The organism is Larkinella sp., from assembly GCF_965227735.1.
Lineage (GTDB): Bacteria > Bacteroidota > Bacteroidia > Cytophagales > Spirosomataceae > Larkinella.
In genome coordinates this window covers 2,475,923-2,495,497 of the sequence record NZ_OZ245776.1, presented here as the reverse complement: position 1 = coordinate 2,495,497, position 19,575 = coordinate 2,475,923, and the positions used below count along the sequence as shown (strand labels likewise).

Annotated in this window: 20 protein-coding genes; 7 read left to right on the top strand and 13 right to left on the bottom strand. The window is 52.9% G+C overall.

Annotated features, from left to right (window positions below; genetic code table 11):
* Nucleotides 1–41: 41 nt before the first annotated feature.
* A complete protein-coding gene (locus tag ACO064_RS09640) occupies nucleotides 42–1,382 on the bottom strand; it encodes a tetratricopeptide repeat protein (protein ID WP_421827169.1) in 1,341 nt (446 codons plus the stop codon).
* Nucleotides 1,383–1,919: 537 nt separating this feature from the next.
* Between ACO064_RS09640 and ACO064_RS09635 the strand changes: the two genes are divergently transcribed.
* Nucleotides 1,920–2,357 carry an Hsp20/alpha crystallin family protein gene (locus tag ACO064_RS09635; RefSeq protein WP_421827168.1) on the top strand — a complete coding sequence of 146 codons (438 nt, stop codon included), beginning with the start codon at nucleotides 1,920–1,922 and terminating at the stop codon, nucleotides 2,355–2,357.
* Between the two features lie 57 nt (nucleotides 2,358–2,414).
* Here ACO064_RS09635 and ACO064_RS09630 read toward each other — a convergent pair whose 3' ends face one another.
* Complete coding sequence (locus ACO064_RS09630; protein WP_421827167.1) at nucleotides 2,415–3,062, bottom strand: phosphoribosylanthranilate isomerase; 648 nt, start codon at nucleotides 3,060–3,062, stop codon at nucleotides 2,415–2,417.
* 148 nt (nucleotides 3,063–3,210) lie between these two features.
* Between ACO064_RS09630 and ACO064_RS09625 the strand changes: the two genes are divergently transcribed.
* On the top strand, nucleotides 3,211–4,455 hold the full coding sequence (locus tag ACO064_RS09625) for an MFS transporter (protein WP_421827166.1): 1,245 nt from the start codon (nucleotides 3,211–3,213) through the stop codon (nucleotides 4,453–4,455).
* A gap of 97 nt (nucleotides 4,456–4,552) precedes the next feature.
* Nucleotides 4,553–5,413 (top strand): SMP-30/gluconolactonase/LRE family protein, encoded by an 861-nt coding sequence (locus ACO064_RS09620; RefSeq protein ID WP_421827165.1) that lies wholly within the window; start codon nucleotides 4,553–4,555, stop codon nucleotides 5,411–5,413.
* Nucleotides 5,414–5,433: 20 nt separating this feature from the next.
* Here ACO064_RS09620 and argH read toward each other — a convergent pair whose 3' ends face one another.
* From argH to ACO064_RS09575, 9 genes are all read right to left on the bottom strand, one after another.
* Nucleotides 5,434–6,792, bottom strand: a complete 1,359-nt coding sequence (gene argH, locus ACO064_RS09615; protein WP_421827164.1) for an argininosuccinate lyase — start codon at nucleotides 6,790–6,792, stop codon at nucleotides 5,434–5,436.
* 32 nt (nucleotides 6,793–6,824) lie between these two features.
* Nucleotides 6,825–8,096 (bottom strand): MFS transporter, encoded by a 1,272-nt coding sequence (locus tag ACO064_RS09610; protein WP_421827163.1) that lies wholly within the window; start codon nucleotides 8,094–8,096, stop codon nucleotides 6,825–6,827.
* Nucleotides 8,097–8,148: 52 nt separating this feature from the next.
* The gene (locus ACO064_RS09605; RefSeq protein ID WP_114407199.1) at nucleotides 8,149–8,787 is read right to left on the bottom strand and encodes a 3-keto-disaccharide hydrolase; all 639 of its coding nucleotides are present in this window, start codon (nucleotides 8,785–8,787) and stop codon (nucleotides 8,149–8,151) included.
* 115 nt (nucleotides 8,788–8,902) lie between these two features.
* Nucleotides 8,903–9,481 carry a hypothetical protein gene (locus ACO064_RS09600; protein WP_421827162.1) on the bottom strand — a complete coding sequence of 193 codons (579 nt, stop codon included), beginning with the start codon at nucleotides 9,479–9,481 and terminating at the stop codon, nucleotides 8,903–8,905.
* Nucleotides 9,482–9,523: 42 nt separating this feature from the next.
* Complete coding sequence (locus tag ACO064_RS09595; RefSeq protein WP_421827161.1) at nucleotides 9,524–9,967, bottom strand: DMT family transporter; 444 nt, start codon at nucleotides 9,965–9,967, stop codon at nucleotides 9,524–9,526.
* Nucleotides 9,968–9,974: 7 nt separating this feature from the next.
* On the bottom strand, nucleotides 9,975–10,952 hold the full coding sequence (locus tag ACO064_RS09590) for a type I phosphomannose isomerase catalytic subunit (protein ID WP_421827160.1): 978 nt from the start codon (nucleotides 10,950–10,952) through the stop codon (nucleotides 9,975–9,977).
* 3 nt (nucleotides 10,953–10,955) lie between these two features.
* A complete protein-coding gene (locus ACO064_RS09585) occupies nucleotides 10,956–12,077 on the bottom strand; it encodes a M20 family metallo-hydrolase (RefSeq protein ID WP_421827159.1) in 1,122 nt (373 codons plus the stop codon).
* On the bottom strand, nucleotides 12,067–12,951 hold the full coding sequence (locus ACO064_RS09580; protein WP_421827158.1) for a trypsin-like peptidase domain-containing protein: 885 nt from the start codon (nucleotides 12,949–12,951) through the stop codon (nucleotides 12,067–12,069). Before ACO064_RS09580 ends, ACO064_RS09585 begins: the two co-directional genes overlap by 11 nt.
* Before the next feature lie 46 nt (nucleotides 12,952–12,997).
* Nucleotides 12,998–13,708, bottom strand: coding sequence for a LytR/AlgR family response regulator transcription factor (locus ACO064_RS09575; RefSeq protein WP_421827157.1), 711 nt, complete (start codon nucleotides 13,706–13,708; stop codon nucleotides 12,998–13,000).
* A 478-nt stretch (nucleotides 13,709–14,186) separates the two neighbouring features.
* Here ACO064_RS09575 and ACO064_RS09570 point away from each other — a divergent pair, with 478 nt between their 5' ends.
* Nucleotides 14,187–14,741: an RNA polymerase sigma factor gene (locus ACO064_RS09570; protein ID WP_114407205.1), complete on the top strand. Its 555-nt coding sequence runs from the start codon at nucleotides 14,187–14,189 to the stop codon at nucleotides 14,739–14,741.
* Nucleotides 14,742–14,762: 21 nt separating this feature from the next.
* Here the strand turns inward: ACO064_RS09570 and ACO064_RS09565 are convergent, their stop codons facing one another.
* Nucleotides 14,763–16,241: a gluconokinase gene (locus tag ACO064_RS09565; protein WP_421831006.1), complete on the bottom strand. Its 1,479-nt coding sequence runs from the start codon at nucleotides 16,239–16,241 to the stop codon at nucleotides 14,763–14,765.
* 140 nt (nucleotides 16,242–16,381) lie between these two features.
* Between ACO064_RS09565 and ACO064_RS09560 the strand changes: the two genes are divergently transcribed.
* Nucleotides 16,382–17,959 carry an FG-GAP repeat domain-containing protein gene (locus ACO064_RS09560; RefSeq protein WP_421827156.1) on the top strand — a complete coding sequence of 526 codons (1,578 nt, stop codon included), beginning with the start codon at nucleotides 16,382–16,384 and terminating at the stop codon, nucleotides 17,957–17,959.
* Nucleotides 17,960–18,005: 46 nt separating this feature from the next.
* Here the strand turns inward: ACO064_RS09560 and ACO064_RS09555 are convergent, their stop codons facing one another.
* A complete protein-coding gene (locus ACO064_RS09555) occupies nucleotides 18,006–18,593 on the bottom strand; it encodes a hypothetical protein (protein ID WP_421827155.1) in 588 nt (195 codons plus the stop codon).
* A gap of 285 nt (nucleotides 18,594–18,878) precedes the next feature.
* Here ACO064_RS09555 and ACO064_RS09550 point away from each other — a divergent pair, with 285 nt between their 5' ends.
* Both ACO064_RS09550 and ACO064_RS09545 read left to right on the top strand, forming a co-directional pair.
* Nucleotides 18,879–19,037, top strand: a complete 159-nt coding sequence (locus tag ACO064_RS09550; protein ID WP_421827154.1) for a hypothetical protein — start codon at nucleotides 18,879–18,881, stop codon at nucleotides 19,035–19,037.
* Nucleotides 19,038–19,043: 6 nt separating this feature from the next.
* Nucleotides 19,044–19,421, top strand: a complete 378-nt coding sequence (locus ACO064_RS09545) for a transposase (RefSeq protein ID WP_421827153.1) — start codon at nucleotides 19,044–19,046, stop codon at nucleotides 19,419–19,421.
* Nucleotides 19,422–19,575 lie beyond the last annotated feature (154 nt).

Here is a 19,575-nt window from a genome sequence, read left to right as displayed (position 1 = left end):
CGTCCAAGTCCCCTTTAGGGGAACGGGGCAAAATTCTTTACTCAATTGCAGTAATCACTAATCGCCTTGTACGACGGGGTGTAGCCGAGTTCGCCGGATTTGCTGAGGTCGAGGCAGCCGCCGTTTTCGTCGCCCAGGCTGTGGCGGATGATGCCGCGTACGTAGTAGACTTCGGCGTATTTCGGATCGAGTTGAAGTGCGCTGTTGCAGTCCAGAATGGCCCCTTTCTGGTCGCCCTGCTGCGAGCGGATAAGGCCGCGGGTGAAGTAGGCTTCCGAGTAGGTCGGATTCAGTTCGATGGCCTTGTTCAGATCGGCCGTGGCTCCCTTGATGTCGTTGGTTTTGCTTTTGCTGATCGCCCGGTTGAAATACGCTTCCGAACGTTCGGTTGACAGGGCGTCGATGATGTTTTTCTGCTGCACGGCGTTCCGCAAATTGTCCAGAACCGCTCTCGAAATTTTGCCGTTATAGACCACTTTCGTTTCTACGTTGGCATTGTTGATTTCAATGGCCGTATTGTAATCCTGAATGGCTCCGCGCTGGTCGCCCAGTTTGCCACGGCAGAAGGCCCGGCCATAAAAGGCCCGGTAGTTGGTTGCTTCCAGAACAATGGCACGGTCATAGTCATTCAGCGCACTTTTATAATCTTCCAGCTTGCTCTTGGCAAAGCCCCGGTTGTAGAACGACTCGCCGTCTTCGGGTGCCAGTTCAATGGCTTTATTAAGGTCCTCAGCGGCTTTTTGGTACTGACCCAGTTGCACCAGCGACGCTCCGCGACCGGCGTAGGCCTGCGCCCGTTTGGGGTTCAGTTCGATCACCTTCGAAAAGTCGGCCAGACTGCCCGCGTAATCGTCCAGTTTCTGCTTCGTAATGCCACGGGCATACAGCGTCTGTACGTTGTTGGGGTCCAGTTCGATGGTTTTAGAGAAATCCTGCAAGGCACCCCGGTATTGTTCCAGGCGGCTGCGGCTCACGCCCCGGTAATAATACGCCTGTACGTCGTCGGGTGCCAGTTCGATGGCCCGGCTGAAGTCCATGAGGGCCGCGCGGTGGTCGTCCTGTTTGCTTTTGCTCACCCCGCGACTGAGGTAAGCCAGGGCATCTTTTCCATTCAGTTCAATGGCCCGGTCGTAGTCCAGAATGGCGCCCCGGTGGTCTTTCAGATTGGCTTTGGCCAGTCCGCGGTTGTAGTAGCTGGGTGCGTTTTCGGGATTTGCCCCGATGGCCATACTGAATGCCTGTAAAGCACCCATAAAATCGCCCGATTTACTTTTCACAATGCCGGTTTCAAAAAACGTGGCCGCGGTCTGCTGCGCCTGTAGGATCGTAGTACTGAGTAAGACGCAAAAAATGAAGGATAGAAGACGGTAATACTGGAACATAAGTAATAGTACGGTTGAGAGGGAGGTACAGAAGGCTAAAAATAAGGTTTGATTGTCGATGCATCAACAATCAGTCACATTAAATTTCTTGCTTACTCTTGCCAAAAAGCTATGCTAGCCTTATTGTGTCCGTGTTTCCGCTCCATATCTCGCAGTTTTAATCCATAATCATTGGATATAGACAGTTGATTAAGTACAGGACTTATGTCTGATAATTCATTGCATTTCCGCTTTTTGCCCCTAAATCCCCTAAAGGGGACTTGGACGCAGCTTAATCCGGATGCTAAAAGTCCCCTTTAGGGGATTTAGGGGCAAAAAGCGAAGGTATTAAAGTAATAATTCCGGCAAACGTCTGGTGGCATTGAGCAGTTGTTCCGACAAAAATGCCGGTCAAGTAAGACAAAATGTCATCTTTTCTTTCGGTATAAATGATTTTAGTGACAAAATGGCTGATCCGGATTCTATTTTTAGATTGGTACACAAGTTGAATAAAGGGAGATGTAGTTCAGAAATTAAAAAGATAACCAACATAAAGCCATGAGAACCTTAGTCCAATACAACCAGTTACCCTCTTTTTTTAACAATTTGGTAAACCAGGAATTCAACCGTCATTTTCACACGCCAGCGGTTGCCAAAGCAGCCAGTTCGGTCGTTCCGGCGGTGAATGTGAAAGAAGATGAAAACGCCTATCACATTGAGCTGGCGGCCCCCGGTTTGAAGAAAGAAGATTTCGCGATCAACCTGACCAACAACCAGTTAACCATCTCGGCCAAGCTGGAAGAAGCCAGGGAAGAAAAAGCCGAAAACTATACCCGGAAAGAGTTCAGCTACAGTTCTTTCGAACGGAGCTTCCGCTTACCGAAAAACGTGAACAACGAGCAAATTCAGGCCGCCTACACGGACGGTATTTTGAAAATCGATCTGCCGAAAGTTGAAAAACCGGTGATCGAACCCAAACAAATTGCAGTAGCGTAAGGTGAGTCGACGCATAGAAAGAAAACCCCGGCCCGTTTGGTCGGGGTTTTTTATTATTTAGCTTCGGTGAATTTGGGCGAAAAACCGCGTCAGTTTATCCGGATCCAGCTTTCCGTTGGTCCGGACACCGCTGCAAATGTCCAGGCCGAAGGGCTGCACGGTGTCGATGGCCTGCCGGACGTTCTCCGGGTTCAGGCCACCGGCCAGAAAAACCGGCACCCGGCTTTGCTCCACAATCCGGCGGCTCAGCGTCCAGTCGTGTCGGCGACCTGTTCCGCCCAGTTCCTTCACGGCCAGTTTCGGATTGCCCGAATCCAGTAACAAGGCATCCACTTCCTCCGCCGATGCCAGGGCTTCGTCGATGCTGAGCTCATCCAAAACGTGAATCACCTGCACCAGTTTTATGCCCGGTAAAGCCGCCCGCAGTGTCTGGTAACTCCCCGGTGGCAGGGCGTCGACCAACTGAATCGTATTGGTGAAAACCCGGCGGTGGTGTTCGATCACGGCTTCGGCCGTAGGCTCGCTCGTCAGCAGAAACGTGGCGATGGGGGGAGGCACGGTTTGCGCAATCGTTCGGATAAGTTCATCTCCGATCACGCCCGGCCCGCTGGGCATCCGCCCCACCAGACCCACCGCCGACGCCCCGGCTCCGACCGCCAGCCGGGCTTCTTCCACACTGCTGATGCAACAAATTTTGACACGCATAACCGATTCTTTTGAAAGACGTTAAATAATGACGACGGGCAGCCCGGTCGCGGGTTGGGGCTGCTCGGCGGCTCATTTACAAAAACAAAGAAATGACAGTTCCGCTTAATATTCAGCAGAATCCTGATCGAACCGTTATTTTTGTCGTATGAATAAAAAGGTTGACACCTACGCAGCCCTTCGTTATCCCGAATTTCGCTTTTTTGCTGCCAATAGCTTTCTGTTTACGGCCACACTTCTGATTCAGGAGGTTTTGTTGGGGTATGAATTGTACAAGATGACGCACGATCCGCTGGCGTTGGGCCTCGTTGGCCTGGCCGAAGCGCTGCCGTTCATCGCCATGTCGCTATTTGGCGGTCACCTCGCCGACCGGCGGGAGAAGCGTTCCATTTTGCAGGTCAGCCTGTCGGTGATTATTCTGGGGTCCGTCATTCTCTACCTGGTTTTTCAACCCTCGGTGGTCGGACATCTTTCCAAAACCACGCAGTTGGTGGTGATTTACAGCGCGTTCGTGCTGATCGGGACGGCCAAAGGATTTTATTCACCCACCAGTTCGTCGCTAAAACCGTTTCTGGTTCCGCGGGAGCTATACGCCAATTCGTCCACCTGGAGTGGTTCGTTCTGGCAGGCTGGTGCCATTGCCGGGCCGGGCATTGCCGGTTTCCTCTACGTCTGGCTGGGATTGGATTATTCGTTGCTGGTTGTCATCGGTTTGCTGCTGGTTTGTCTGGTATTGATTTCCATGATCAAGAAAAAACCGGTTCCGGTGACGGAAGGCCCGAAAGACAGCCTGTGGAACAGCCTGCGCGAAGGCTTCCGGTTCGTGTTCAAAACCAAGATCATTCTCTATTCCATTTCGCTGGATCTGTTTTCGGTTCTGTTCGGGGGTGTGGTGGCCATGCTGCCGGTTTTTGCCGAAGACATTCTGAAAGTGGGTGCTCAGGGGCTGGGAATTCTGCGGGCGGCACCGGCCATCGGTGCCATCGGAACCATGCTGCTCCTGACGCGGTTTCCGCCCACCCACAACGCCTGGCGGAACATGCTCATTGCGGTGTTGGGCTTCGGGGTTTTCACGCTGGTGTTTGCTTTCTCGACCCACTTCTGGCTGTCGGTTTTTGCCTTGTTCGTGACGGGTGCCTTCGACAGTGTGAGCGTGGTGATTCGGAACACGGTTTTGCAAATTTTTCCACCCGATCACATGCGGGGCCGAGTGGCGGCTGTCAACGGTATTTTTGTTAGCTCTTCCAACGAGATCGGGGCTTTCGAGTCGGGGGTGGCGGCCCGGCTGCTGGGCGTGGTGCCCTCGGTGGCACTGGGTGGGGTGGTTACGCTGTTTGTCGTGGCCTACGTTTACTATAATTCCAAAGAGCTGTTTGCCGTTCGGTTAAGTTAGCGCGCTGTATGGTAACAAACCGGCCAAACCGTTGGAATAACGGCGACCGTGTCGTTACTTACAAGGTAATTATTACAAAACCATCTGCTCCCGAACTATGCGTTTGCTAAATCTACTGTTAAGCGGCAGTATCATCCTGACCGTTACCCTGTCGGCGTTTGAGTCGCCGAAAAAAGAAAAGAAACTCGTGAAAGTCTGGGAAACCGACTCCACGTTGCGGGTGCCGGAATCGGTGCTGTATGATCCGAAAGGGAAAGTTCTCTATGTGGCCAATATCGTCGGCAAATCCGATTCGCTCGATGGGGACGGTTTTATTTCGAAAGTCTCGCTCGACGGCAAAATCGAGAACCTCAAGTGGACGACGGGCCTGAACGCACCCAAAGGCATGGGCATCTACAAAAACCGCCTGTATGTGACGGATGTGTACCGGCTGATTGCCATTAATCTGTCGAACGGGCAGGCCGAGCAAACCTGGGATGCCACGGACAAAAAGGCGTTTTTGAACGATGTCACGATTGATAAAGAGGGAACGGTTTATGTATCAGACAGCCGGAACAGCAAGATTTATCGCCTGAAAGACAGCAAGTGGGAAATCTGGATGGACGGTGGTGACCTCAACAATCCGAACGGTTTGATGGCAGTCGGAACGAAGAAAATGATGATCGGCAGCACCAAAATCGGGGCCCTGCAATCCATCGACATCGAAACCAAAGCGATTACGAAGCTGGCCGACGGCATGGGAAACACCGACGGTATTGTGGCCGTCGGGAAGGACTTCATCGTTTCGGACTGGAGTGGCCGGTTGTTTTACATCACTGCCGACGGACAGAAACAATTGATGCTCGACTCGCGGCCGGAGAAAATGAATACCGCTGATATTGAATATGTTTCGGGTAAGAAGATGATCGTTGTGCCGACGTTTTTCAAGAACAAGCTGGTTGCCTACCGGGTGGAATAAGCTGGGATCGGAACGCGGGATCAGTCCCGCGTTCCGATTAATTTCTCCACGGCTTCTGCTACCTTCTCCGCGCCAAATCCCTGCATGTTCGCGTCCATGTGCTTCACAATCTGATCGTTTCCCAAATTTCCAAGGCTGCCTTCGTGTGTGTGGTGCAGTTCGCGGGACGCTTTATACGTTCCTTCTTCCACTTCGGTTTTGACCATCAGATAGGCTTCCCGGAACGGAACGCCTTCCAGCACCAGCGCGTTGACCCGCTCGACGCTGAACATCAGATCGTATTTCGGATCGTCCATCAAATTGGGTTTCACCTGAATGTTTTCGAGCATGAAATCCGTGATTTCCAGGCAATCCAGGAGTTCTTCAAAAGCGGGCATCAGGATTTCCTTCAGAATCTGCATGTCGCGGTGGTAGCCAGACGGCAGGTTGCTCATCACCAGCGTCACCTCCATCGGCAGGGCTTTCAGGCGGTTGGTTTTGGCGCGGAGCAGTTCGGCCACGTCGGGGTTTTTCTTGTGGGGCATAATGCTCGAACCGGTTGTCAGGGCGTCGGGCAGCGTCAGAAAACCGAAGTTCTGGCTGTTATAGAGGCAAATGTCCATTGCCATCCGCGAGAGCGTGGCGGCCACGGCGGCCAAAGCCGTCAGGGCGGTTTGTTCGGTTTTTCCGCGACTCATCTGCGCATATACCACGTTGACGTGCATGCCTTCAAAGCCCAGCAGTTCAGTAGTTAGCGTCCGGTTGAGCGGAAACGAGGAACCGTAGCCCGCACCTGAACCGAGCGGATTCCGGTTGGCAAATCGGTAAGCGGTTTGCAGCAGCAGCATATCATCCGCCAGGGCTTCGGCATAAGCACCAAACCACAATCCAAACGACGACGGCATGGCGATTTGCAGGTGCGTGTAGCCCGGCAACAAATCGGCCTTGTGTTGCTCCGAACGGGCAATCAGCCGGTCGAACACCTGCCGAACGGCCTCGGTCACTTGCCAGAGCCGGTCGCGGGTGAACAGTTTGAGGTCAACCAGCACCTGGTCGTTGCGTGACCGTCCGCTGTGAATTTTCTTGCCAACGTCGCCCAGTTTCCGCGTCAGCATCAGTTCCACCTGCGAGTGAACATCCTCCACACCTTCCTCAATCACAAACTCGCCCTCCTGAATTTGCTGGTAAATAACTTTTAACTCTTCACTCATCATTTTTAACTCCTCACTCGAAAGAAGGTTGATGGTTTCGAGCATGGTGGCATGAGCGAGGTTGCCGAGCACGTCGAAAGGAGCGAGGTACAGATCCATCTCGCGGTCGCGTCCAACCGTAAACCGTTCGATTTTTTCAGATGCTGCGTTGGAATTAGGGTCGGTATTTGCTTTTTGCCAGAGTTTCAAGCGCGTAAGGAGTCAGTTGGAAAGCCGCAAAATTAAGCGGTTCTTCCCGGACTATTTAGTAAATCTGTTAAAAGAGTGGTTTTCCTCACCTGAGTGGCTATCCACCAGAATAGGCAGGCCGAGGCCAGGCAAAATCCCATCACCACCATCCAAAGCGTCGAAAAACCGGCCCAGGCGACAACCTGTGACCCGAAAGCGGGTGCCGTAATCTGGGCGACGGCATAGGCCATCGAATACAACGCGAGGTATTGCCCCCGGTTTTGCGGATTGGCCCGTTCCACCGTAAACGACTGCATGAACGGCATCGCCAGCATCTCCCCAAGCGTGTTGATAAGAACCGAAATAATGGCTAAAACCGGCCACAAACCGGTATTCAGGATCAGATAGGACAAGCCGACCAGCAACGCGCCGAACCCGATGATGCCGACTTTCAGGTGGGCATACCGCTTTTCAACCGCGTAGACCAGCGCCATTTCGATGAAGACGATCATCAGGCCGTTCATCGTCATCAGCAAGCCGATCTGGGTTTCTTTCAGGTGCAGCACCTGTTTGAAATACAACGGAATCATGCCGAACAATTGCCAGAAGCCGATCGCAAACAGGATCGTAGCCCCGATAAAAATCAGAAACAACCGGTCCCGGTAGGCCGATCGGATGCCTGCTGCGGGGGTGTCGGTTTTGGCAACCGTTGAACCAGACCGGACGGGAACGGGCAGGTACGCCCGCAGCACGATCGCGGCCACGATGCAGGTGAGGCCATCGACCCAGAACAGAAGCCGGTAGTCGATTCCGGCCAGATAGCCGCCCAAACCGCCCCCGAGCGACCAGCCGAGGTTGATCGCCAGCCGGTTGAGCGAATAGGCGCGGGTGCGGTTTTCGGGAACGCTGTAATAGGCCACCGCCGACGAAACCGCCGGACGAAAGGCATCTCCCAGCAGCGTGTAGATGAAAACGACCCCACACAGGGTGTAGAAATCCTGCGCGAACTGCAGGAAAATCAGGAAGAAACCCGAAATCAGCAGGCTCAGAAACTGAACCGGGTAGAAGCCGAACTGGTCGGAGAGCCGCCCGCCCAGAAACGTCCCGACCAGCGCCCCCGCCCCGTAAACGGCCATCACCAGGCCCGCTTCCGTCACGCTGTAATGGAGGTGTTGCGTCAGATACAGCGTCAGGTAGGGCAGCACCATCGTGCCGCTGCGGTTGATGAGCATCACGCCCCCCAACAACCACACGGGCGCGGGCAAACCCCGGTAGGCATCCCGATACAGACGTAAACTGCGGCCAATCATAGCCGCAAAGGTCACCGGTTAGCGGGGAATAAAAAAGCTAGATTTTGTGTACGGACGTGATTTGCCGTTATTTCTTCGCCAGTTCCTGCAAGCGGATGTTGCGCCAGCGGACTTCCATGGGCCGCTGCACTTTGGTGCCGTGAACCTGGAGGGCAATGAATCCTTTGGTCGCCAGCGTGTCGGTGTAGTCGGTGGTTTTGACGCCATTCAGGAAAATCTTGACGGTTTTGCCAACGGCTTCGATCCGGTATTTGTTCCAGTCGAATTTTTTGAATGCCTGCCGACCTTCGGGGTTATTTTTCAGATCGACCAGCCAGCCGCGCCGGGCTTCGTCGTATAAACCGCCACTCCAGGCGCGGGCCGCCGGATCAATTTCGGCCTGGTAGCCGTGAACACGGCCATTTTTGAAATCCGGGCGGCTTTCGCTGCGAAACTGAATGCCGGAATTCATGCCCGTATCGACTTTCACTTCCAGTTCCAGAATGAAATCGTCGTAATTTTTATTGGTACAGAGGAAGGTATTCTGGGAATTGGGTTTCGAGATTCCGACGATTTCGTCGTTCTCGATGCGGTAATCATTCTTGACCTGTTCCCCGCGAATGGTCCAGCCGCTGAAGTCTTTCCCGTTGAAGAGCTTGACCCATTTTTCTTTCTGGAACGAGCAGAAAGCGAGGGTGAAAGAAATGGCGATGATGAGTTTTTTCATGAGAATTCGAAAGTTGTTATTACACAGAGGTAATCAGAGGAAATCGGGGTTTATCAGAGAAATCTCTGGTTACCTCTGGTGTTCTCTGATAAACCCTGTGTAATAACTTATTTACTCACTCCGGAGTCACAAAAATCTTCGGATCGGAGATTAATGCGCGGTGTTCTTCCAGAAACTGTTTGAAAAGCCGGATTTCTTCGAGCTGTTTATCAATCGGATGCGTGAGGGAATAACTCTCGACGTAGACCTCCTTAAAATCCGTGATCAGGTATTCCATCAACCGGATGCCGCGTTTTTTCAGCGCGTGGAGATACAGATTCTGGTGGTTGAAAGTGAATCGGGGATGCTGATAAGACGCCGTGGTTTTGATATCGACGGCTTTGTATTTTCCGATCAGATCGACGTAGCCGTAAAACAGCACGTCGTCGATCTCATACTGGCAATAGACCTGGGTTTCGATGATGGGGCGGGGCAGGTGTCGGCGGAATTTTTCCAGAATGTCGGCGTTGAACCGCTCCTCGTCTTCGCCCTTGATCACGGCATCTTCAAACCGGCTGCCGCGCTCCTGCGCCACCGTCGTTGGGGCCGGAACCCGGTTGATGGTGTCGAGCAACTGCTGCATCGTGAAATTACCTCCGGAAAGATACCGGGAGAAGGTGTTGAGCAGCGTCGGATAAAAGCGGTATTTGACCATGCCTACTGAACACGGATTGGAACCCGAATTGTTCGTTGTTTTCTAATTCTTTACCACCAGCACAACACCCAGCACGATCAGCAGAACGCCAACCAGTCGCCAGAGCGTCAGCCCGTGTTCTTTAAACCCGAGCAGGCCGTAATGATCCAGAATAACGGCTGCCAGCAACTGGCCGGCAACGCTCAGACTGAGCAGGTTGCCCGCGCCAATCCGCGGAACGGTTATGATGACGGTGGTTACATAAATGGCGCCCAGCAAACCGCCCGTCCATTTCCACCAACTGATGCCCCGCATGGTTTCGAGAGCCGGTATGGGCGTCCGGAAAGCCAGACACATCAGCGCCAGCACCACAAAACCGGAGCCAAACGAGATGAGAGCGGCCAGCACCGGATGGGCAATGCTCTGTCGCAACTGGGAATTCACGCCCGATTGAATGCTCGTCGCTGTTCCAACCAGAAAAGCAAAAATGAAGTAGATGAAATTCATCGTTAGTTTAAGGTACGTAGGATTCCAAAACCGTCATGGGGCCGTTGGGGAGCAGGGTGACCTGCGTGGTGGAAGCGGGCAGCAGTACGCATTGGCCCATTTTCAGCGGGATGCGATAGCCGTCGCCGGTTTCGACCGTTAGTGCACCGTCGACGCAAACCAGGATCACGAACGAGTCCAGGTGTGTGTAATCGTGCAGCACTTCCTGATCGAATTTCAGGACATTGGTGACGAAGTAGTCGCTGGTGACGGCATTGACGCTCTGATTCGGCTGGGAATCATACGATGTTTTGTATTGATCGTAGTGCGTATAATCGATGGCATCGACCGCCAGTTCGGTATGGAGTTCGCGTTTCTGCCCTTTGTCGTCGGTGCGGTCGAAATCGTAAATCCGGTAGGTGATGTCGGAGGTTTGCTGGATTTCGGCCAGCAGAATGCCTTTTCCGATGTAGTGAACCCGACCGGCGGGCAAAAAGAAGACATCCCCGGCACTGACCGGTTCGATGTTCAGAATGTCCATCAGCGTGTTATCCGCGACGGCCTTCACGTACTCGTCTTTGGTCACTTCCCGGTTAAAACCGGAGTTGAGCGTGGCTCCTTCGTCGGCTGCGAGGATGTACCACATCTCGGTTTTTCCAAAGCTGTTGTGCCGTTTTTTAGCCAGTTCGTCGTTCGGATGAACCTGAATCGAGAGGTCGTCGTTGGCGTCGATGAATTTGACCAGCAACGGAAATTCGTTACCAAACCGCTCGTAAACGTGCTTGCCAACCAGTTCGTCTTTGTAGTGTTCCAGCAGTTCCTGCAAACTTTTACCTTTCAGCGGCCCTTCGGCCACCACGGAGATATTGCCCGAAACGCCGGAAATTTCCCAGGTTTCTCCGCAGTTGGGCAAAGGAGAAAAGTCTTTGCCCAGAACGGTTTTGATCTTCTGGCCGCCCCAGATTTTGTCTTTGAAAATCGTTTCAAACGTGAGTGGGTGCAACATGATTTACAGGATTTGTTCTAACATTCGGATATATAACTCAATTCCCTCTTCAATTTCCCGCAAATAAATAAATTCGTCGGCGGTGTGCGACCGCTCGGAGTGGCCGGGACCGCATTTCAGCGAGGGGCAATCGAGCAAAGCCTGGTCGGAGGTGGTTGGCGAACCGTAGGTTTCGCGTTTCAGGGCAATACCCGCCTGCACAATCGGGTGATCCAGCGGAATGCTCGACGGTTTGAGTCGAATCGAACGCGGCTGAACGGTCGAGCGGATGTTTTTGCGAATCGTCTCGATGATTTCTTCCAGCGTATATTGTTCCGTAGCGCGCACATCGACCGTAAACGTGCAGGTGTCGGGAACGACGTTGTGCTGCGAGCCCGCGTTGATGATTGTCACCGACAATTTGACCGGTCCCAGCGTCGGCGACACTTTCGGAAACGGATTGCTGGTCAGCCACGCGATGTCTTTGATGGCGTAATAAATGGCGTTGTCGCCTTCGTCGCGGGCGGCATGGCCGGATTTGCCTTTGGCCGTACAGTCGAGCACCAGCAACCCTTTTTCGGCGATGGCCAGGTGCATCTGCGTGGGTTCGCCCACAATGGCAAAGTCGATGGGCGGCAATTCGGGCAGAATCATCTCCAGCCCTTCGCGACCCGATATTTCTTCTTCGGCCGTGGCCGCCATCACGAGGTTATAGGCCAGATCTTTTTTGTCGTAAAAATGGCAAAACGTGGCAATGAGCGACACCAGACAGCCCCCGGCGTCGTTGCTGCCCAAACCGTAGAGTTTGCCTTCGCGTTCGATGGGCTGGAAGGGGTCGAGCGTCCACGACGCATTCGGTTTGACGGTATCGTGGTGTGAATTGAGCAGCAACGTTGGTTTGGCAGGGTCGAAAAACCGGTTGTGGGTCCAGACGTTGTTTTTGGTCCGCTTGTAGGGAATGCTGCGCTGGCGGAAAAACTGTTCGATGAGAGCCGCCGTACGGTCTTCCTCCCGGCTGAGTGAAGGAGTTGCAATGAGCCGTTTCAACAGGTCGATGGCCGCTTCCGTTTGTGTCTCCAGCGAATACGCCGTGAGGGTTGTCGGCTTTGTGTCTACGGACCGGTCTTTGGGGGCGTTATTCTTCATAGTATTTAATTCTCAAATCTCGCAGGAACTTTTTGATGATGTCAACGTGAACACACTGACCAACGTTCAGAAACGGGTAGTTGGACACGCGGGTCTGGCGGCCGTTCACAATCACATCCCGGTCTTCGATGTCGAAACCGAGGTGAAGGTGGCGCGTGGAGCTTTGCATACCGTAAATAATGCCGCTGGTATCGAATAGCGGCCCACCGCTTTGTCCCCGCAAACCGGGCGTGCTCATTTCAACACCGACGATTTCGCCGTTTTCGGCCCGCAGCCGGGTCACGATGCCGTCGATGGGAAAACGCGGGGTGTTGCTGCGTCCGTCGGCGGTCCACTCGATGTCGTCAAGCTCCGGGTTGAAGCGGTAATTGGTAAATTCGGGAAAGGGATATCCCAGACGGCACAGGCTCCGGCCCTGCTTGATTTTGCTGCTATCGCGCAGAAAAACCGCACAGGCGTTGTATTTAATCTGGCTGTATCCTTTAAACTGGATAACGGCCAGGTCCTGCGTGGGGTGGAGGTGGTAGGTGATTTCCGAAAACTGATCGACCGAATTAACGAACTGGTTCTTGATCCGGATGATGCTTTCCCGGCGCAGGTTGTATTTGTTTTCCAGGTCTTCCTGCCGCCGGGTCTGGTTTTTGTCCCGCGGAATGGAACGGCGCTCGCCCTGAAACTGGATGTAATTTTGGTGAATCGTATCCGAACTGATCAGTTGTTCGGCCACGTGCTTGCAGGTGACGGCGCAGGCCTGTTCATTGACAAAAAACATGGTTGAACAGGCCGGAATTACTTCGCTGCTGCCATACCGCCGGACAATCGATAAAATAGGACGTACAAAAGGGTCGACCCGCTCAATGGCTTCAACAAACATAAATTGGGAGGTAAAACGGTCGCGCAAGTTAGCAAATCCGCTGATTTTACGGTTCTGATTTTTTATCGAGCAGATTCAGGAAACCTTCGAACTTATCCCGGTAGGAAGCCCCCAGCGGAATCTTGGCCGTACCCACAAAGATTGTCCGATAATTGTAGCTGTTGATTTTGGATAAATTCAATAAGTAGGATTTGTGAATCCGGAGAAATTTGTGTCGGGGGAGCAGATTTTCCAGATTGGAAATTATTTCGTTCACCACCACCACTTTCTGATTGATAAACACCTTACAGTAGGTGCCAAAGGCTTGTATGTACTCAATGGCGTCGTAATCGAAGCGCTGCATGGCATGGCCTACTTTTAAAAAGATGAAACGGTCCTCCGTCAGGCTATTTTGAGCCAGTTGAACCCCCAGGGCGCGGTTGACAGCCCGGATAAACCGGTTAAAAGAAAAGGGTTTGAGCAGGTAATCCGCCACATCGAGATCATAGCTCTCAACGGCAAAATTGGGATTAGCGGTGGTAACAATCACCGACAGGGGTTTGGAAAACGAGCGTAATAAATCCAGTCCTGTTTGGTCTGGAAGGCTAATATCCAGCAAGATAAGGTCAAAATGCTGCTGTTGTAGCAGACTTGTTGCATCCCGCACGGTTCCGCTGATCTGGGGAGGCATAAAAAAGGGGAGCCGTGCCAGATACTCCTGCAGGATGGCTACCGCCGAATCGGAATCGTCTACAATCAGACATTGACGATATTTCATGGAATTGAGCTATGGTGAGTAGAGGACTTTTGTTACTGGGTAACGATGAGATAGTAAATATAAGTAAACAAGTTTTTTGAGCAAACAACCCATCGGATATTAACTGGGAAGTCTTACTCATTGTACTTTGATGAATATTCATGCCCTGAAAAGTCCTATTCGACCATTATTCACTGACGAGAGTACTCAATTTTGGGCCTAAAAGCGCTTCACAGCAAGTTGATAAGCCCAAATATAAGTATTTATACTCTTCAACATTCGGTTTATAACGTTAATCTATACGTTCATAGTGTTATCCCGGCCACAAGGCCCGGCTGGCGGGGTAATTGTATTTAACAATCATGTAAAATCAGTAACATCACTGTTGATTTTAGACTCAAAAATCAACGCCAGTCCCGAAGTTACCGGATTGGGAGGACCTGTTTCTGATGGACCTAAACGTAACAGTTCATTATTGAATATTAATTTTCTCTGTCTTATGAAACGTGTATTGAAAGACGAAGAACTCATCGGTTCGTATCTGAACACCCGCCGGGCGGATTGTTTGGAGACTTTGTACAAACGCTATGTGCATAAAGTGTATGGTAGCTGTCTGACATTTACCCGCGACCCGGTCAAGGCGGAAGATTATACGCACGACATTTTTCTTCAGGTTTTCATCAAGATTGATCAGTTTCAGGGACGTTCCGCTTTTTCGACCTGGCTGTTTTCCATTTCACAAAATTATTGCCGGCAGAAAAGCCGGGTGGCAAACCGCATGGTGGTGGTGGCGATGGATGAAGTCGATATCGACAACATTCCCGATTCGGAAGGCAGCGATACGGCCCATGCCATGCTGAGCCAGATGGCGGTGGTAATGGAAAAAATTTCGCCGGACCGCATGGCGTTGCTGCAACTCAAATACGTGGATAACATTGACGTTACCGAAATTGCCCGGCAGTACAACATCAACCACAGTGCCGTCAAGATGCGGTTAAAACGAACGCGTGAACAGGTGATCGATGCGTATCAAAAGCAGTTTATGATGGACTGATTGTGGAGCCACCGGGCAGTTTCAGGGTAAAGCCTGTTCAAACCGTTTGTACACCGCCTGATACCGCCGGTGACGTTCGGCATCCGGCTCGAACGTCTGGCCGAAGCCGACGTGGCGGGTGGCTTCGGCCAGCGACGAAACCCGCCCGGTGGCCTTCATTGTCAGCAGAATAGCGCCAATAGCACCACTTTCGTTGCTCTCGTTGAGCCGAACCGGAACGCCAAAAATATCGGCCATCATCTGCACCCAGAACGCGGACTGGGCAAAACCGCCGTTGGCGTGAATCACCCGCGTGGGGCCGGTGTGCCGCGACAAAATGCGCTCGATGCGGAGCAAATTGAACAACACGCCTTCCAGCGCGGCCCGCACAAAATGCGCCCGTCCGTGGTGCCAGTCGACATTCAGGTACGAGCCCCGCACGCCCGCGTCCCAAAGCGGAGCGCGCTCGCCCTGCAAATAAGGCAAAAACAGCAGATCGTCAGAACCGGCTTCTACGGTGGCTGCTTCGGCCAGAACGTCCGTGGTTTCCGATTGCGTCAGCTTTTCGGAGACCCATTGCAGAACATTCGCCCCGTTGTTGGTAGGGCCGCCGACCACGTAGTAGTTTTTATCCGTCGGATCGCTGACATTCAGGATATAACTGAATAACCGCCCTTTTTCATCGCGCAGTGGCCGTTGAACCGTCCGGCGAATGGCTCCGCTGGTGCCAATGGTAATGGTGGTGATCCCGGATTCAATGGCCCCGGCTCCCAGGTTTGCCAGACAGCCGTCCGATGCCCCGATGTAGAGAGCCGCTTCCGCCAGGCCGTCGGTGACGGAGCCGGGTAGCGCGGAGTTCGTGAGCTTGCCGGCGTAGGTGGTGGGCACCGGTTCCGACAACTGCTCGATCCGGATACCGGCAAATTCGAGCGCGGGTGCATACCACTCCTTCCGCTGGCTGTCGAATAAACCGGTGGCCGTCGCAATCGAATAATCGATCTGGTATTTCCCCGTCAGCTTGTGCCAAATGTATTCTTTGATTGAAATCCAGCCCGTGGCCCGGCGCAGCAGCCGCAGGTTGTGTTCCCGAAACCAGGCCAGTTTGCAGAGCGGAATCATCGGGTGCAGGGGCGTACCGGTTCGTTCGTAAATGTCTTTGCCGAGAGCAGCCTGGTCGTGGCGGAGGGAAGCTGCCTGTTTTTCGGCCCGGTTGTCAGACCACAGGATCGCATGGGTGAGCGGTTTTCCGGCGTCGTCGACCCCCATGCTGCTGTGCATGGCCGAACTGAATCCAACGGCTTCGATGCGCCCGTTCTGCTGCTTCACTTCCCGGCAAACTTCGTCCAGCACGTCGATCAGGTTCGTCCAGACTTCCTCTGGATCCTGTTCCGCATAACCGGGTTGGGGGTGGAGCGTTGTCAGGGGGGCGGAAGCGTGGGCAACAAGATCGCCGGTTTCCGGCTGAAAAGCCAGGGCCTTAACGTTAGTCGTGCCGATGTCGACGCCGAGAATGCAGTTCATCATAGAAATAAAGGGCGGCTATTGCGGTGCAAAGAAATGAGAAAAAGTAATAGCGATTTCGGAAAAGGTCAAACGGCGGTCGGCCAGCAGTTGAAAAACAGGCGGTTTTGTGATAAGTTTGTTCTGTTTTTTATCATACGATGTCTTTCAATAGATCAATTTCGTTTTTCGTCTATTTGTTTTTTGTGTTTTGGGCAATGGCGTGTAATCAAAGCCCGCAGTCAACCACGCCAACGGAACCGTCAAGCTTAAGTGGACCGGAACTAGCCCGGCAGTACTGCACAGGCTGCCACGCCTTTCCATCACCGGAGTTGCTGGAAAAAGACATCTGGAAGCGAAAAGTGTTGCCGCAAATGGCGCTTCGGATGGGTTTTTCGGCCGATTCGCTGTCGCCATTCCGGCAGTTGAGCGACCCGGACGAAATTCAGCGGGTGCTGCAATCGACAGCCTTTGCCAATGCGCCGATGGTGCATCCCGACGATTGGCAGAAAATTACCGACTATTATGTAAAAAACGCGCCGGAAAAACCGTTGCCACAGGCCCCCCGCCCCGCGATTTCGTACGATTTGCCACTTTTCAAAATCCGCAAACCTGCCCAGTCCGTCGACAATCTGGTAACTCTGCTGGCCTATCAGCCGGTGAGTCGGCGCATTGCGGTGGGGAGTCGGCGAGGAAGGCTGTATTTTCTGGACAACACCCTGCAAAAAGTCGATTCAGTGGTGACTTTTTCACCCCCTTCCAGCTTGCGCACCCGGCCCGACGGCAGTCTCGATGTGCTGGCGATGGGAACGATGGACCCCAACGATCTCCTGAATGGCGAACTGCTGCACATCAACCGCAACCCGGCGACGCAGAAGATCGATCGGGCGGTGTTGCTGAAACGGCTGCAACGACCCGTCGATGCCACTTATGCTGATCTGAACGGCGACGGAAAAGAAGACATTCTGGTGAGTCAGTTCGGGTTTTATACCGGGCAACTGACCTGGTTTGAAAATACCGGATCGACCTACACCGAACACGTTCTGGAACCGGTGCCGGGCGCGGTTCGAACCGTGGTGACCGACGTGAATGGTGACGGCAGGGTGGACATCGTCGTTTTACTGTCGCAGAGCGACGAGCAGGTTGCGGTTTTTAACAACGAAGGCGGGGGGCGGTTCTGGAAGAAAACCGTGCTGCGTTTTCCGCCGGTCTTTGGGTCCAGTTACCTGGATGTCGTTGATTTTGATAAGGATGGCGATATGGATCTGCTGTATACCAACGGCGATAATGCGGATTATTCCAACACCCTGAAGCGGTATCACGGCGTCCGGCTGTTCCGCAACGACGGCAATTTTAAATTCCGGCAGGTGTGGTTTTATCCCCTGCACGGGGCCACGAAAGCCCTCGCCCGCGACTTCGACGGCGACGGTGATCTGGATGTGGCCGCCATTGCGTTCTTCCCGGATGTGTCGCGCAAACGGCTGGAAAACTTTGTGTTTCTGGAAAACCGGGGCAACAACCGGTTTCGGCCGAAATCGTTTCCTGATGCGGATCAGGGCGCGTGGTTGACGATGGATGCCGCCGACGTCGATCAGGATGGCGACGAAGACCTGCTGCTGGGGTCGTTTGCCTTCCGGGTGACGCCCACGCCCAAGGCGTTGCTAGACCGCTGGCGGCAGTCGAAAGCCGGGGTGATTCTGCTGGAAAATCAGTCGAAAACGAAGACGCCGATCGACTGAGTGGCTTCGAAAAGCGTCCAGCCGATCGGCTTTTATGTCGGTTAATTTACCACGTAACGGCTTTCAGACGCACTCCCTGCGGATTTTCGGCGTCCGACAGCTTGAGGGCGGTTTTTCCACTTTCGACCTGGTAATTCATGGTTTCCTGCTTCAATTCTTCCTTTCGCGCATCGCGGTTGATGTTGCTGCTGGGCGCACAGCCGTAAAAGCCCCGGTAGTTGCCGCTGGCGGGGGTGATGACAAACGAACGGTTTGCTTCGTTAACCTTAACGGTTCCTTTGAAAAACGTGTAGGCTTCTGTTCGGCAATTGTAGCTCGTGGTGGAGTTGACGACGTACTCTTCGTAGGTGCCATTGGCGTGAAATTCGAACACCAGGGCCTGCTCGTAGGCGTTGCCGGTGTATTTGCCATTGTAATCCCAGAAATTGGTCGGCGAAAATGTTCCATACGACCATTTACCGACGAGTTCAGCCGGTATTTTTCCGGTTGCCGGGGGCGGATTGCCGGAATTTGGATTTTGGCCGCTTCCGTCGCCGGATGAATGATCGGTCGGATCAATGGATTCATTGCCGCCTTTTTTACAGGCAACCGAAAGGAGTACCAGCGCCAGTAGCGCGAGAAAACGCATTTTCATGATTCAGTAGTTTTTGTTGTTTTGCTATTCCGTCTTCCAGAATGAGTACAAAACAAGGCAAGTGCGCGTCAGCACCCAAAAACCGGGTGACTCAATAAACGGAACCGGTGATTGAATTGCTGAAAAAGAAGGCTGAATTGTGTGCTGGTCGAGACCGGGCGGCCGGTGCCGTTGCAATCTCGACCCACTCTGTGGCGGATTTGTAATCCGCCAATTCTCATAATTCCGTTACTCTTCCCCCTTTTTAACGTCAAACAGTGGTATCTATAAAATAAGAGGTTTGCTATGGGGGTTCGCAACCGTATTTCCGAAGACTATGCCTATTTTCTGACGCTAACCGTCGTTGATTGGGTGGATGTATTTACGCGACCAGTTTATAAAGATATAATCGTCGATTCGCTGCGGTATTGCCAGCAACACAAGGGGCTGGAGCTGTATGCCTAGGTGTTGATGACCAATCATATTCACCTGATTGCTTCGGCCAAATCGGGCACGTCTTTGTCTGATATTCTCCGCGATCTCAAGAAATTCACGTCCAAAGCGCTGGTAAAAGCGATTCAGGAAGAGCCCGAAAGCCGTCGGCAATGGCTGCTGTATCGATTTGAATTTGCCGGAAAAGTTCGGCCCAGAATCAAGGAATATAAGTTTTGGCAGGATGGCAATGAAGCGAAAGAACTGTTTACCGATCCGTTTTTAGTTCAGAAGTTAACCTACCTGCACGATAATCCGGTACGGGCCGGAATTGTTGAGTATCCGGAGGAATACCTCTATAGTTCTGCCCGGAATTATGCGGGGAAAAAAGGGTTGTTGGAGGTGATTGTGATTTGAAGACTATTTGTGGTTAATGAAGTGAAGGAATGCCGATTGCAACGGCGCCGGACGCCCGGTCGCGACCAGCGCACGCTTTGATCCGAGACAAATGCTTTAAAAATGCGGATTGCAAATCCGCTACAGAGTAGGTCGCGATTGCAAATCGCGACCA

Coding starts and splice junctions, on each gene's coding strand:
- ACO064_RS09550 (WP_421827154.1), top strand. CDS start 18,879: ATGGGGGTTCGCAACCGTATTTCCGAAGACTATGCCTATTTTCTGACG.
- ACO064_RS09575 (WP_421827157.1), bottom strand. CDS start 13,708: ATGAAATATCGTCAATGTCTGATTGTAGACGATTCCGATTCGGCGGTA.
- ACO064_RS09605 (WP_114407199.1), bottom strand. CDS start 8,787: ATGAAAAAACTCATCATCGCCATTTCTTTCACCCTCGCTTTCTGCTCG.
- ACO064_RS09595 (WP_421827161.1), bottom strand. CDS start 9,967: ATGAATTTCATCTACTTCATTTTTGCTTTTCTGGTTGGAACAGCGACG.
- ACO064_RS09625 (WP_421827166.1), top strand. CDS start 3,211: ATGAATAAAAAGGTTGACACCTACGCAGCCCTTCGTTATCCCGAATTT.
- ACO064_RS09580 (WP_421827158.1), bottom strand. CDS start 12,951: ATGTTTGTTGAAGCCATTGAGCGGGTCGACCCTTTTGTACGTCCTATT.
- ACO064_RS09565 (WP_421831006.1), bottom strand. CDS start 16,241: ATGAACTGCATTCTCGGCGTCGACATCGGCACGACTAACGTTAAGGCC.
- ACO064_RS09640 (WP_421827169.1), bottom strand. CDS start 1,382: ATGTTCCAGTATTACCGTCTTCTATCCTTCATTTTTTGCGTCTTACTC.
- ACO064_RS09560 (WP_421827156.1), top strand. CDS start 16,382: ATGTCTTTCAATAGATCAATTTCGTTTTTCGTCTATTTGTTTTTTGTG.
- ACO064_RS09600 (WP_421827162.1), bottom strand. CDS start 9,481: ATGGTCAAATACCGCTTTTATCCGACGCTGCTCAACACCTTCTCCCGG.
- ACO064_RS09630 (WP_421827167.1), bottom strand. CDS start 3,062: ATGCGTGTCAAAATTTGTTGCATCAGCAGTGTGGAAGAAGCCCGGCTG.
- ACO064_RS09570 (WP_114407205.1), top strand. CDS start 14,187: ATGAAACGTGTATTGAAAGACGAAGAACTCATCGGTTCGTATCTGAAC.
- ACO064_RS09590 (WP_421827160.1), bottom strand. CDS start 10,952: ATGTTGCACCCACTCACGTTTGAAACGATTTTCAAAGACAAAATCTGG.
- ACO064_RS09635 (WP_421827168.1), top strand. CDS start 1,920: ATGAGAACCTTAGTCCAATACAACCAGTTACCCTCTTTTTTTAACAAT.
- ACO064_RS09545 (WP_421827153.1), top strand. CDS start 19,044: ATGACCAATCATATTCACCTGATTGCTTCGGCCAAATCGGGCACGTCT.
- ACO064_RS09620 (WP_421827165.1), top strand. CDS start 4,553: ATGCGTTTGCTAAATCTACTGTTAAGCGGCAGTATCATCCTGACCGTT.
- ACO064_RS09555 (WP_421827155.1), bottom strand. CDS start 18,593: ATGAAAATGCGTTTTCTCGCGCTACTGGCGCTGGTACTCCTTTCGGTT.
- ACO064_RS09585 (WP_421827159.1), bottom strand. CDS start 12,077: ATGAAGAATAACGCCCCCAAAGACCGGTCCGTAGACACAAAGCCGACA.